Source organism: Klebsiella sp. X1-16S-Nf21 (genome assembly GCF_002837615.1).
Taxonomy (GTDB): Bacteria; Pseudomonadota; Gammaproteobacteria; order Enterobacterales; family Enterobacteriaceae; genus Klebsiella; species Klebsiella variicola.
This window is the reverse complement of record NZ_PJDK01000044.1, coordinates 15835-29230: the sequence shown is the minus strand read 5'-3', so window position 1 is coordinate 29230 and position 13396 is coordinate 15835. Positions and strand designations below refer to the sequence as shown.

Below are 13396 nucleotides of genomic sequence, written 5' to 3'. Positions count from 1 at the left end.
AACATTGTTATTACAGGAGAAGGGCGAATGATGACCACGGCAGAGGGGGGGCTGGCGTACCAGCGCTGGCTGGCGACGATCAATCAGGTCTGCGGCCATTTCGCCGCCCGGCCGCTGGAGGGGCACTTCCACGGCGAGATTGACGCCCGCTACGCCGGTAACCTCAAGGTCAGCACGGTCACCGCCGCCGGCGTTAATCTCTACCGCACACACAATGAGATAAAACGCGATAACGACGCCTGGTTCTACACCGTATTTCAGCTTGCCGGCGAAGCCATCATCGAACAGGACGATCGCCAGGTGACGCTGGCGGCAGGCGATATCACGTTAATCGACGCCGCCCGCCCCTGCTCGATTGTCTGGCAGCAGACCTCGCGTCAGGCCTCCCTGCTGCTGCCGCGCCAGCGGGTGGCGCCCACAGGCGACATCGCCACCGCCTGCCGGCTGGACAAATCCCTGCCAATGGTGCAGCTCAGCCAGCGACTGTTGCTGGAAAGCATGGGCGGCACGACACTCTCCGCCAGCGAGAGTGAAGCGGCGCTGGAGGCGATCGCCTGCCTGTTGCGCCCGGTGCTGCATCAGCGCGAGCCTGCCCCTTCCCGGCGGGAAAAGCAGTTTCAAAAGATTATTGCCTTAATCGATGCGTCCATTCAGTCGGAGCATTTGCGCCCGGAGTGGCTGGCCAGCGAGACGGGGATGTCGGTACGCAGCCTGTACCGGCTGTTTGCCGATAAAGGGCTGGTGGTGGCGCAGTATATTAAGAACCGGCGGTTGGATCTGTGTGCCAGGGCGTTACAGAACGCCCATGCCGACGAAAAGCTGGCGGGGATCGGCTACCGCTGGGGCTTCAGCGACCACAGCCATTTCTCCACCGCCTTTAAGCAGCGCTTTGGCGTCTCGCCGGGCGAATACCGCAAGCGCTGCCGCTGATCATTTACGCCGCCACTGGCCGTTCAGCCCCTGGACGTACTCCCCGGGCTGAGCCCGGGCCACCAGCTTCTGCCCGGCCATTTTCGCCACTTCATCTACCGGCAGATTGTTGTCATCCGCCAGCTGCTGGTAGCTTTCGCTGCGCGCGGCGTTGATCTGCTTCACCAGCGCTAAGGTCTCTTTATCCTGGCGCAGCGGCGCCAGATAGCCGTTCAGCGTTTCCCCCACCCGCCCCTGCTGCCGCGCTTCGCTCAGGGTCAACGCCAGCGCGGGCGCGCTGAGTAAGGTCAGCGCCAGCGCTGCGCTTAACAGTCGTTTTCTCATCGTCGCCTCAGAACAGATCGCTGCGGGATTTCAGCAGATTTTCCACATCCTTATCGACCTTGATATGGATCTCATGCTCAATTTTGACATTCATATTAATGGTGATGGGCTCTTTCGATGCCGCAATTTCGATACGCGGCGTACAGCCGGCGAGCAGCATCGGCGCCACCATGGCCACTAGCAACTTCTTCATTTAGGTTCCTTACATGTCTTACCGTCCGTACAGTGCCGCACGGGCAGCATGGCATTCTGTTCGAGCCACGCCTGTAAATTGTCGCCGAAGCGTAAACTGCGCCACAGATCGAAAATATTCTCTTCATGAGCGTAGTTTAAATGCACGGTACTGCTTTTTCCGTCCACCCGGCTGGTACCGTTGACGGTGGCCTTAAGCGTCAACACGCCCAGATTGTCGAGGTTAATCCGCGTCCACGAGCGGGAGATCTCCATATAGCGCAGCCAGTTAATCGCCGCCCCGGCGGAGACATTGTCCGCCACCAGCGCATCGGCAGTGTCTTTATCCAGCCGCAGGGTCATCGGCCCGTCATTACGCAACCAGCCGTCGTGGATGATCCATTGGTTGTTTTCCAGCCACAGCGGCAGCGCGCCGCTCACCGCCCCGGACATGGCGAACTGCTTCACCTTGACGGCGCTGGTGAGTTCGCTGCTGGAGATATGTTGCAGACGGATCAGCGCCGGGTCGCGCTGCGGCATGCGCAGCTGCAGCAGGGTCAGTTTTCCGCCTAACAGATCGACGCTGACGTCGCTGAGCTGCAGCGGATTGGCCTCACTCCACGGCCAGGTGCCCTGCAGGTCCGCCGTCAGATTGCGCGCGGTAACCTGGTTGACGATTTCGCCAATACGCAGGGAGACCGGACGACGGGTGCCCAGTTGCCAGTGGCCGTCGCTGAAACGGAATGGCAGCACGAAGTCGACACCGTTAATCTGGTTATCCGGCATCCAGGCGCTGCCGCCCTTCAGCACGCCGTGGCCGCCCGCCTCAAATCCCTGCCCGGCCGCCGCTGAAAAGGCCACCTGCGCATAGAGACTCCCTTCCCGCAGGTTCATCTTCCAGTCCGGTGGCACCAGCGGCTGGAACACCGTCAGCGACTGTTTTGGCCACCACGCCTGGCCGCGCAGCCGTTCGCCATCCCAGCGCCCGGTCAGCCGCACCGGGCCAATGGTATCGGCGTGCAGGGCGCCGGTGAACTGGAACCACGTCGGGTCCCGGCCGTCGAGGGCAAATTTCAGCGTTGACGCCGGGAGATAGCTGCCGCCGGAGAAGGTGGTTTTGGCCGCGTCCAGCGACAGCGCGCCGGTCAGCCGCGGGTGCTGGGCATCACGCAGCCAGCGGATCGGCTGCTCGAGCGTCAGACGCGGCGTACTGACCCGCATCGTGCCGTACTCGAGCTTATCGAAGCCGGTGGAGAGGCTGCTCAGGGTAATAGCATTGTCGCGCCACTCCCCGCTGCCCTTCACATCCCAGCGCGCCTGCATCGGGGTGAAGTGTCCCTCACCCCAGTAGCGCCATTGCCAGCGGCCGCTGTCAGGCAGAAAATCGCTCGCCTGACCGTCCAGATGCAGCGTAAAGTCGCCCATCTGCTGCTCATGGGCGCGGAGGATCGCCTGCAGGCGGCCATCGACGCCCTGCTGGGTCACTTTCACCCCAGCCAGCGGCCAGCGAATTTCATCAATATTCAGCGCATCGATCACTCGTCCGCGCGAACGCAGCAGCGCCCCGGGATGAAACGCCAGCTGCGGGCTGACCAGCGACCCGCTGAGCTGCGCCGGCAGCGCCGCGTAGAAGATCATCTCCCCCAGCTTGGCCTCGCCGGTGAGCCGCAGCGGCATGTCGCTGTTATCCATGCTTAGCTTGCCCGGACCGATATTCAGCACCGCGTTGCCTTTGCCGGCATGCCCCTCGGTGAGGACATTTAAGCGACCGCTGACGGTCATCTGCTCGGTCCCCTGCTGCCAGTTGCCCACCGACAGTGCGAGGCGCCCGCTGAGCGGGTAGTTCTGGTAGCGGGTGCGCCAGCGGCCGTCGCTGATGGTGATCCGCTCCGGGGTGATCTCCCACGGCAGGTCCAGGATCGGCTCTACCTCGCCGCGCGGCGTCACCAGCAGCTGGCCGCGATTGTGCTGCCACTCGAGCTCGGCATCGATCCATTCCGCGGTTTGTGGAAATTCAAAGGTGCCCTGCATCTGGCCGTCGACCGGCAGACCATCCGGTACCAGCGGCAGGTGGAAGGTTCCCACCAGCTTCACCGGCGGCTGATCGTCAGTCAGCCGGGCGCTGAACTGGCTGACGGTGAGGGCCTGGCCGCGCAGGCGCGCCTGCAGACTCAGTTCCTTACCGGCAAAGCCGATGTCCTGCTGCACTGGCGTCAACGACATCACCAGCCGCCCCTGCCATTTCTCCCATGGCGACAGCCGCAGGTTGTCAATGGTTAACCAGCTGTAGGGCAACATCGATTGCCATTCGGCGAGGGTGCGCGGCGATCCCGGCGTGGGCTCGCTGGCCGGCAGTTTGCTCAGACAAGCGCTGTTGATGTCCAGCTGGCCAATATGCAGCCGCCAGCGGCTGGGACGCGAGAGACGGGCATCGGTCACCCGGGCGAGTTCACAGTCGCCCACCAGATAGCGCAGGTCGGGGATCAGCAGAGCCGACCGCGTCAGACGCGGGCTCTCCTGCAACGAGATACGAGTGCCCACAGGCAGCCAGATGCCCGCCAGCGTCGGCACCCAGTGGGTCAGCGTCAACAGCAGCGTTAGCGGCAATAACACCAGCACTAACACCAGCGCGATGGCGGCTTTATATTTACCCTTCATGGGCAGTTAATATCCTGATTCAACATAAGTAAAAGCCGAATGGCGCCCATTGTGACACGTTCGACCAGTGAGTGAAAGTTTGCGACCTGTTAAAGCATAGTTGCCAGCCGGACTCGCGGCGCGGCGATCGGCCGTCATCATTTAGCTTTTGTTTAAGCAGCGCCTGCCACACTCCAGCCAGACAGAAATGGCTTGCGGGAGAAACCGTGTCGTTAATTATCTCGCTCATTGAGAGCGCACAGGGCCACTATCCATTGGTATTACTAATGGTTTTCCTGCTTACCTTCACTAAATCCTGCGCGCTGGTGTCGCTGGCGATCCCGGGCACCTCCGGTCTGCTGCTGTTGGGGACATTCGCTTCCGCCAGCCTCGGTCATTTCCTGTTAATGTGGTCCAGCGCCAGCCTCGGCGCCATCGGCGGATTCTGGCTCTCGTGGTGGTTAGGCGTTCGCTATCGTCACCGCCTCACACAGTTACGCTGGCTCACCGCCGAGCGGCTGGCCCGCAGCCGACTCTTTTTTCAGCGCCGCGGGCTGTGGGCGGTCTTTTTCAGTCGCTTCCTCTCTCCCCTGCGCGCCACCCTGCCCCTGGTCAGCGGCGCCAGCGGCCTGCCGCTGTGGTCGTTTCAGCTAGCTAACGTCAGCTCCGGTCTGCTGTGGCCGTTTCTGCTGCTCTCCCCCGGCGCTTTAAGCCTCAGTTTGTGGTGAAAAAACTTTGTCTTTCAAAGAGATTCCGCAAATCCGCGATATGCTCTAGAATTAGCATAAGCACCTGACACTTAAACTATTTTTTAATAATTGTACGATTATTTTAAATATGCTACCGTGACGTTATAATCACTGGAGAAAAGTCTTATGAAAATCGCGGTTTACAGTACGAAGCAGTACGATAAAAAGTACCTGCAGCACGTGAATGATACCTACGGCTTTGAACTGGAATTCTTCGACTTCCTGCTGACAGCGAAGACCGCCAAAACCGCCAACGGTTGCGAAGCGGTGTGTATCTTCGTCAATGACGACGGCAGCCGCCCGGTGCTGGAAGAGCTGAAGGCCCACGGCGTGAAGTATATCGCTCTGCGCTGCGCCGGATTTAACAACGTCGACCTCGAGGCGGCAAAGGAGCTTGGCCTGCGCGTGGTCCGCGTCCCGGCGTACTCGCCGGAAGCCGTCGCTGAGCATGCGATCGGTATGATGATGTCGCTCAACCGTCGCATCCACCGCGCCTATCAGCGTACCCGTGATGCCAACTTCTCCCTCGAAGGCCTCACCGGTTTCACCATGTACGGTAAAACCGCCGGGGTGATCGGCACCGGGAAAATTGGCGTGGCGATGCTGCGGATCCTCAAAGGTTTCGGCATGCGCCTGCTGGCGTTCGACCCGTACCCAAGCGCCGCCGCGCTGGAGCTGGGGGTGGAATATGTCGACCTCGCTACACTGTACAAGGAGTCGGACGTGATCTCCCTGCACTGCCCGCTGACCGACGAAAACTACCATCTGCTCAATCGCGAGGCGTTTGACCAGATGAAGGACGGGGTGATGGTGATTAACACCAGCCGCGGCGCGCTGATCGACTCCCAGGCGGCCATCGACGCCCTGAAGCACCAGAAAATTGGCGCGCTGGGGCTGGATGTTTATGAGAACGAACGCGATCTGTTCTTTGAAGACAAATCCAACGATGTGATCCAGGACGACGTTTTCCGCCGCCTCTCCGCCTGCCACAACGTGCTGTTCACCGGCCACCAGGCGTTCCTCACCGCTGAGGCGCTGATCAGCATTTCGGAGACCACCCTGGGCAACCTGCAGCAGGTCGCAAACGGCGAAACCTGCCCGAACGCCATCGTCTGATTCCTTTCCCTTTTGTGCTCCTCTCCCGGGGGGAGTACATTCAGATAATCCCCACAGATCCCCGCTGCGATACCGTTACACTGGCTTGGTTTTATTAGTAATGTGAATGTTTTGGAGTGAAAATGAACAAATTGGCGGCGCTACTGGCGGCAGGTATGCTGTTGTCCGGCTGTGTCTATAACAGTAAGGTGTCCACCGGCGCGGAACAGCTGCAGCATCATCGCTTCGTGCTGACCAGCGTCAACGGCCAGGCGGTCAACGTCGGCGACCGGCCGCTGGAGCTGAGCTTCGGCGAGAAGATGGCTATTACGGGCAAGATGTATGTTTCGGGCAATATGTGCAACGGTTTTAGCGGGGAAGGCAAGGTGTCGGACGGCGAGCTGAAGGTGAAGTCGCTGGCGATGACCCGGATGCTGTGCCACGATGCCCAGCTTAATACCCTTGACGCGACGATCGGCAAGATGTTGCGCGAAGGCGCGCAGGTCGATCTGACGGAAAACCAGTTGACGCTGGCGACCGCCGACCAGACGCTGGTCTATAAGCTCGCCGACCTGATGCACTAGCCGGCATTGAGGTGCCGCTGACGCTGCCCCGCGACGGGGCCGCCGTTAGTAGCCGCAGCTGCCGCCCGCCAGCGCCTGCTCGCTGCAGCGTTTGCCGTTCGGCAGCGCGCACATGCCAATCGCCGAACCATCGAGCTGACGAGCCACCGATAACGAGCCGCCTATCATGGCGCAGTTGGCCTGACCGGCGTCGCTCATCGCCGCCCGCATGCCTGGCGTGACGTGCGCCGCCGTGGCCTGCTGAACGGGTTCACTACTGCACGCCGACAGCAACAGCGCCGCACAACCTACTAATATCGCAGCTCGCATTCTCTCTCCCCTCGGAAACGTCTTAAAAAAGCAACCCCCAGAATAATAGGCAGCGTGGCGGGCGGCGTCGAGGGGGGAAGTACGTATTTATGCGCCTCATTAACATTTTCTAGCAAATTTTCGCCGAAAGCTTGATCTGCTCCGGCCTGGTCGCCGGGCGCACGTGATTCGACACTCGGCAGGAAGCCATTTTCTCCGCGAACCATGCAAAATATTGATCTGGTCACGGGTGGCCGGCGCATTGAGGACACAAATGCAAAAATGGCCGCGCCAACGGTTTGCTAAACTACCCCTTATATAATTACAGGGCGCGTCGCGGTTTCACGTGTCCATTCTTTTGCGCAATGTAAGGGTGTCTTCATATGATTACGATTGATGGTAATGGCGCGGTCGCTTCCGTCGCGTTTCGCACCAGTGAAGTTATCGCCATCTACCCGATCACGCCCAGTTCAACGATGGCGGAACAGGCCGACGCCTGGGCCGGCAATGGGCTGAAAAACGTCTGGGGCGATGTTCCCCGGGTGGTCGAAATGCAGTCGGAGGCAGGCGCCATTGGCGCCGTACATGGCGCGCTGCAGACCGGCGCCCTCTCCACCTCCTTTACCTCATCGCAGGGTCTGCTGCTGATGATCCCCACGCTGTACAAACTGGCCGGCCAGCTGATGCCGTTTGTGCTGCACGTCGCCGCCCGCACCGTCGCCACCCACGCGCTATCGATCTTCGGCGATCATTCCGATGTGATGGCCGTGCGGCAGACCGGTTGCGCCATGCTGTGCGCCAGCAGCGTCCAGGAGGCGCAGGATTTTGCGCTGATCTCGCATATCGCCACCCTGCAAAGCCGGGTGCCGTTTATTCATTTCTTTGATGGCTTCCGCACCTCGCACGAAATCAACAAAATCGCCCCGCTGGCGGATGACACCATTCGCTCCCTGCTACCGCAGGATAAAATCGCCGAGCATCGCCAGCGCGCGCTCAATCCGGAACACCCGGTGATCCGCGGAACCTCGGCCAACCCCGACACTTACTTCCAGTCCCGGGAGGCCACCAATCCGTGGTACGACGCGGTCTATGACCATGTTGAGACGGCGATGAACGACTTCGCCGCCGCCACCGGCCGTCAGTACAAACCGTTTGAGTTTTACGGCCACCCGCAGGCAGAGCGCGTGATCGTCATTATGGGTTCGGCCATCGGTACCTGCGAAGAGGTGGTTGATGAACTGCTGAGCCGCGGCGAGAAAGTCGGCGTGCTGAAAGTGCGCCTCTATCGCCCGTTCTCCGCCGCCCACCTGCTGGCAGCGCTGCCGGAAAGCGCCCGGGCGGTAGCGGTGCTCGATCGCACCAAAGAGCCTGGCGCGCTTGCCGAGCCGCTGTATCTCGATGTGATGACCGCCCTGGCGGAAGCCTTTAACCGCGGCGAGCGCGAGACGCTGCCGCGCACCATCGGCGGCCGCTATGGCCTCTCCTCCAAGGAGTTCGGCCCGGAATGCGTGCTGGCGGTATTTAGTGAACTGCAGTCCGCTCAGCCGAAGCCACGCTTTACCGTCGGTATCTATGATGACGTGACCAATCTGTCGCTGCCGCTGGGAGAAAATACCCTGCCCGCAGAGGCCAAGCTCGAGGCCCTGTTCTACGGTCTCGGCAGCGATGGCAGCGTGTCAGCCACCAAAAACAACATCAAAATCATCGGCAACTCGACCCCGTGGTTCTCACAGGGCTATTTTGTCTATGACTCGAAGAAAGCGGGCGGCCTCACCGTGTCGCATCTGCGCGTCAGCGAAAAACCGATTCGTTCTTCGTATCTGATTTCGCAGGCTGATTTCGTCGGCTGCCACCAGCTACAGTTTATCGATAAATACCAGATGGCCGAGCGGCTGAAGCCCGGCGGTATTTTCCTGCTCAACACGCCTTACGGCGCCGATGAGGTCTGGTCTCGCCTGCCGCAGGAAGTCCAGGCCACCCTGAATCAGAAAAAAGCGCGTTTTTACGTGGTCAACGCGGCGAAAATCGCCCGCGAGTGCAGCCTCGGCGCGCGCATTAATACCGTGATGCAGATGGCGTTCTTCCATCTCACCCGCATCCTGCCGGGCGACAGCGCGCTGGCGGAACTGCAGGCAGCCATCGCCAAAAGCTACAGCAGCAAAGGCCAGGAGCTGGTGGAACGCAACTGGCAGGCGCTGGCCCTGGCCCGGGAATCGCTGGCGGAAGTGCCGCTCCAGCCAGTGAACGCCAGCAGTCCGAACCGCCCGCCGGTGGTTTCCGACGCCGCGCCGGATTTCGTCAAAACGGTCACCGCCGCGATGCTGGCCGGCCTCGGCGATGCGCTGCCGGTCTCCGCCCTGCCGCCGGACGGCACCTGGCCCATGGGCACCACGCGCTGGGAGAAACGCAATATCGCCGAAGAGATCCCCATCTGGAAGGAAGCGCTGTGTACGCAGTGCAACCACTGCGTCGCCGCCTGCCCGCACTCGGCGATCCGCGCCAAAGTGGTCGCGCCGGAAGAGATGGAGAACGCCCCTGCCAGTCTGCACTCGCTGGACGTCAAATCCCGCGATATGCGCGGACAAAAATACGTTCTGCAGGTCGCCCCGGAAGACTGCACTGGCTGCAACCTGTGCGTTGAAGTGTGCCCGGCGAAAGATCGCCAGAACCCGGAGATCAAGGCCATCAATATGATGTCGCGCCTGGAGCATGTGGAAGAGGAGAAGGTCAATTACGATTACTTCCTCAACCTGCCGGAAATCGACCGCACAAAACTGGAGCGGATTGATATTCGCACCTCGCAGCTGATCAGCCCGCTGTTTGAATACTCCGGCGCCTGCTCCGGCTGTGGCGAAACGCCGTATATCAAACTGCTGACCCAGCTGTATGGCGATCGGATGTTGATTGCCAATGCTACCGGCTGCTCCTCCATTTACGGCGGCAACCTGCCCTCGACGCCGTATACGACCGACGCCAACGGCCGCGGCCCGGCATGGGCCAACTCGCTGTTTGAGGATAACGCTGAATTCGGGCTCGGCTTCCGCTTAACCGTCGACCAGCACCGTCAGCGCGTGATGCGCCTGCTGAGCGAATTTGCCGACAAACTGCCGGCAGAGTTGAACGCGGCGTTACATGCCGAGGCGACGCCGGAAGTACGCCGCGAACAGGTGGCGGCCCTGCGCCAGGCGCTGGCCGGCGTGGACGGCGCTGAAGAGCTGCTGACCGATGCTGACGCGCTGGTGGAGAAATCCGTCTGGCTGATCGGTGGCGACGGCTGGGCCTACGATATTGGCTTCGGCGGTCTGGATCATGTGCTGAGCCTGACGGAAAACGTCAACATTCTGGTGCTGGATACCCAGTGTTACTCCAACACCGGCGGCCAGGCGTCAAAAGCCACCCCGCTGGGGGCAGTCACCAAGTTTGGCGAACACGGTAAACGCAAGGCGCGCAAAGATCTGGGCGTCAGCATGATGATGTACGGTCATGTGTATGTGGCGCAGATTTCGCTGGGCGCGCAGCTGAACCAGACGGTGAAAGCGATTCAGGAAGCGGAAGCCTATCCGGGACCGTCGCTGATCATCGCCTACAGTCCTTGCGAAGAGCACGGCTACGATCTGGCGCTCAGCCACGATCAGATGCGTCAGCTGACCGCTACTGGATTCTGGCCGCTCTACCGCTTCGACCCGCGTCGCGCCGACGAAGGCAAACTGCCGCTGGCGCTGGATTCTCGTCCGCCGTCCGACGCGCTAGCCGAGACGCTGCTCAACGAGCAACGCTTCCGTCGCCTGAACGCCCAGCAGCCGGAGGTGGCGGAGCAGTTGTGGAAAGACGCCGCCGCGGATCTGCAGAAACGGTATGACTTCCTCGCCCAGCTGGCCGGCAAAGCGGAGAAATCACCGAGCGAAGGCTAAGGTTATTTTCCATCCTGCAGCCATAAAAAAAGCCCGAACATGTTGTTCGGGCTTGTCGTTTTACCGATAAACAAAATCATTCCGCAGAATGAGACGGCAACAATAAATAATTGGCATGACAATAAAGGCATATAACGCGCGAATAATACGTGATTATCCTGGGCATGTATAATTTTTATTTTGTATATTATCCACGGATATATTCAGCATAATTATCAACATTTCTTTGGTATTATTTATTTTAGATTTTACTTATATCGTAACAATTGAGTCTTACCATATCTCAGACCGCTCCTTTAGCATGAGTTCACTTCCTTCCCGGAAGCTAAAACATAAAAACAGTTAAAGGAATTTCTTCATGAAAAGAAAAGTACTGGCCCTCGTTATTCCGGCTTTATTAGCCGCCGGTGCCGCCCATGCGGCGGAAATTTATAATAAAGACGGAAATAAATTAGATCTCTATGGCAAGGTAGACGGTCTGCACTATTTCTCCAGCGATTCGAAAAAAGACGGCGATCAAACTTATTTGCGTTTCGGCTTTAAAGGCGAAACCCAGATCAACGATATGCTTACCGGCTATGGTCAGTGGGAATATAACGTTCAGGCCAACAACACCGAGAGCTCCAGCGATCAGGCCTGGACCCGTCTGGCATTCGCGGGTATCAAAGTCGGCGATTACGGCTCCTTCGACTACGGTCGTAACTACGGCGTGCTGTACGACGTCGAAGGCTGGACCGATATGCTGCCGGAGTTCGGCGGCGACTCCTACACCTATGCGGATAACTTTATGGCAGGCCGCGCCAACGGCGTCGCGACCTACCGCAACAGCGATTTCTTTGGCCTGGTGGAGGGTCTGAACTTTGCCCTGCAGTATCAGGGTAAAAACGAAGGTCAGAACGCGCAGGATATCAACGTCGGCACCAATAACCGCAGCAGCGACAGCGATGTTCGCTTCGACAATGGCGATGGCTTCGGTCTCTCCACCTCTTATGACTTCGGCATGGGCATCAGCGCGGCAGCGGCCTACACCTCTTCTGACCGTACCAACGATCAGATGACCCAGACCAACGCCCGCGGCGATAAAGCCGAAGCCTGGACCGCCGGCCTGAAGTACGACGCCAACGATATCTACCTGGCGACCATGTACTCAGAAACCCGCAATATGACCCCGTACGGCAATGACGGCGTGGCCAATAAAACGCAAAACTTCGAAGTCACCGCGCAGTATCAGTTCGACTTCGGCCTGCGTCCGGCCATCTCCTACCTGCAGTCCAAAGGCAAAGATCTCTATAATAACGGCCGCTACGCCGATAAAGATCTGGTCAAATATATGGACGTTGGCGCTACCTATTACTTCAACCGTAATATGTCTACCTACGTTGATTACAAAATCAACCTGCTGGATGACAACGACAGCTTCTACAAAGACAACGGTATCTCTACCGACAACATCGTCGCCCTGGGCCTGGTTTACCAGTTCTGATGCGCCAGCCCGCCGGTTCCGGCGGGCTTCTTCCTCCCGCCGTACAGTAGATAAAACAAAACAATATATCCCGCTGGTTAAAATAGCCGTCCATTTAGTGATATAGTCGTGCTCAGTCAGTGCTTGCCCGAGGACGTCCACTATGCATCATCACCCGGTAAAATCATCCCGAATTATCTCTGTCGCCTACGATGACGCCTCCGCCACACTGGAAATCTATTTTTATCACCAGCCGCCGTTGCAATATACCGGCGTGCCACCGCGTATTTTCCGCGATTTTTTACAGGTGGTGTCAAAAGGACGATTTTATGACGGCGTGATCAAAGGGAAATTCCCCGAACGCAAGCCACGTTAATGTCAAAGTGTGACCACGGTCATGATACAAAACGTGCTCTAATGCCGTACAATGTGAGGGGATACTTAAACAGGAGGTTTTTATGAGCAGAATGATTCTTGTCCCTATCGATATCTCTGATAAAGAATTTACTGAACGCATTATCAGTCACGTTGAATCGGAAGCACGGATTGACGACGCCGAGGTCCATTTCCTCTCCGTGATCCCTTCCCTGCCCTATTATGCCTCACTGGGAATGGCTTACACCGCCGAACTGCCGGGTATGGATGAGCTGCGCGAAGGAACGGAAACGCAGCTTAAAGAGATCGCCAAACAATTTTCCATCCCGGAAGATCGGATGCATTTTCACGTCGCCGAAGGGTCGCCAAAAGATAAGATCCTCGCGCTGGCCAAGTCGCTACCCGCCGACCTGGTGATCATCGCGTCGCACCGGCCAGATATCACCACCTATCTGCTGGGCTCCAACGCCGCCGCGGTGGTCCGCCACGCCGAGTGCTCAGTCCTGGTGGTGCGTTAACGCCACAGCCCGCCGCCCGGCGGGCTTTTTATTTCCGCTTACACCGCCTCCGCCTGCCTGCCCGCAGCGGAAAGTGCCGGAAAGATGCTGACATTCCGCGCCTGAATCCGTACCATACACGCCACGGTTGTCTGTCAGACCTCATTAATTGCTACGCGCCAGCGCCACGTTGTCCAGGCTGGCAGAACGCGTGCTCTTCTGATGCCACACTATGAATTGAGCCACTATTACATGCTGCAAAACCAAGAAATCAGTAAAAAAGAAAAATACAACATCGATAAGTTGCCCAAATAATTCCAAGCCCCTGAATTTATTAATTTTATATTGTATTACAGTCAGTTATTACCCCATG

Annotated in this window: 12 protein-coding genes; 8 read left to right on the top strand and 4 right to left on the bottom strand. The window is 58.7% G+C overall.

Going from position 1 to position 13396, the window contains the following annotated elements:
• Positions 1–27: 27 nt before the first annotated feature.
• The gene (gene feaR, locus CW267_RS19185) at positions 28–930 is read left to right on the top strand and encodes a transcriptional regulator FeaR (protein ID WP_032735426.1); all 903 of its coding nucleotides are present in this window, start codon (positions 28–30) and stop codon (positions 928–930) included.
• Here the strand turns inward: feaR and CW267_RS19180 are convergent, their stop codons facing one another.
• The 3 genes from CW267_RS19180 to CW267_RS19170 are packed head-to-tail and all read right to left on the bottom strand — an operon-like array spanning position 931 to position 4083.
• Positions 931–1254 (bottom strand): YdbL family protein, encoded by a 324-nt coding sequence (locus CW267_RS19180; protein WP_012541948.1) that lies wholly within the window; start codon positions 1252–1254, stop codon positions 931–933.
• Between the two features lie 7 nt (positions 1255–1261).
• Entirely contained in the window at positions 1262–1447 is a 186-nt protein-coding gene (locus tag CW267_RS19175) for a YnbE family lipoprotein (protein ID WP_016160896.1), read from the bottom strand.
• Positions 1444–4083, bottom strand: coding sequence for a YdbH family protein (locus CW267_RS19170; RefSeq protein ID WP_032735424.1), 2640 nt, complete (start codon positions 4081–4083; stop codon positions 1444–1446). The genes CW267_RS19175 and CW267_RS19170 overlap by 4 nt, the downstream gene beginning before the upstream one ends.
• Positions 4084–4289: 206 nt before the next feature.
• Between CW267_RS19170 and CW267_RS19160 the strand changes: the two genes are divergently transcribed.
• The 3 genes from CW267_RS19160 (at position 4290) to hslJ (ending at position 6490) form a co-directional block, all read left to right on the top strand.
• The gene (locus tag CW267_RS19160) at positions 4290–4790 is read left to right on the top strand and encodes a DedA family protein (protein WP_004204015.1); all 501 of its coding nucleotides are present in this window, start codon (positions 4290–4292) and stop codon (positions 4788–4790) included.
• A 147-nt stretch (positions 4791–4937) separates the two neighbouring features.
• On the top strand, positions 4938–5927 hold the full coding sequence (locus CW267_RS19155; protein ID WP_008805143.1) for a 2-hydroxyacid dehydrogenase: 990 nt from the start codon (positions 4938–4940) through the stop codon (positions 5925–5927).
• 122 nt (positions 5928–6049) lie between these two features.
• Entirely contained in the window at positions 6050–6490 is a 441-nt protein-coding gene (gene hslJ, locus CW267_RS19150) for a heat shock protein HslJ (protein ID WP_032735422.1), read from the top strand.
• A gap of 45 nt (positions 6491–6535) precedes the next feature.
• On the opposite strand, the gene CW267_RS19145 is transcribed toward hslJ, so the two are convergent.
• A complete protein-coding gene (locus tag CW267_RS19145; protein WP_008805145.1) occupies positions 6536–6799 on the bottom strand; it encodes a DUF333 domain-containing protein in 264 nt (87 codons plus the stop codon).
• A 362-nt stretch (positions 6800–7161) separates the two neighbouring features.
• Between CW267_RS19145 and nifJ the strand changes: the two genes are divergently transcribed.
• The 4 genes from nifJ to uspF all read left to right on the top strand — a co-directional run bounded on the left by nifJ (position 7162) and on the right by uspF (position 13044).
• Entirely contained in the window at positions 7162–10689 is a 3528-nt protein-coding gene (nifJ, locus tag CW267_RS19135) for a pyruvate:ferredoxin (flavodoxin) oxidoreductase (protein ID WP_023297500.1), read from the top strand.
• Positions 10690–11047: 358 nt separating this feature from the next.
• A complete protein-coding gene (ompK37, locus tag CW267_RS19130; RefSeq protein ID WP_016160893.1) occupies positions 11048–12172 on the top strand; it encodes a porin OmpK37 in 1125 nt (374 codons plus the stop codon).
• Positions 12173–12314: 142 nt separating this feature from the next.
• Positions 12315–12527, top strand: a complete 213-nt coding sequence (locus CW267_RS19125) for a KTSC domain-containing protein (RefSeq protein WP_008805148.1) — start codon at positions 12315–12317, stop codon at positions 12525–12527.
• A gap of 82 nt (positions 12528–12609) precedes the next feature.
• Complete coding sequence (gene uspF / locus CW267_RS19120) at positions 12610–13044, top strand: universal stress protein UspF (RefSeq protein WP_008805149.1); 435 nt, start codon at positions 12610–12612, stop codon at positions 13042–13044.
• Positions 13045–13396 lie beyond the last annotated feature (352 nt).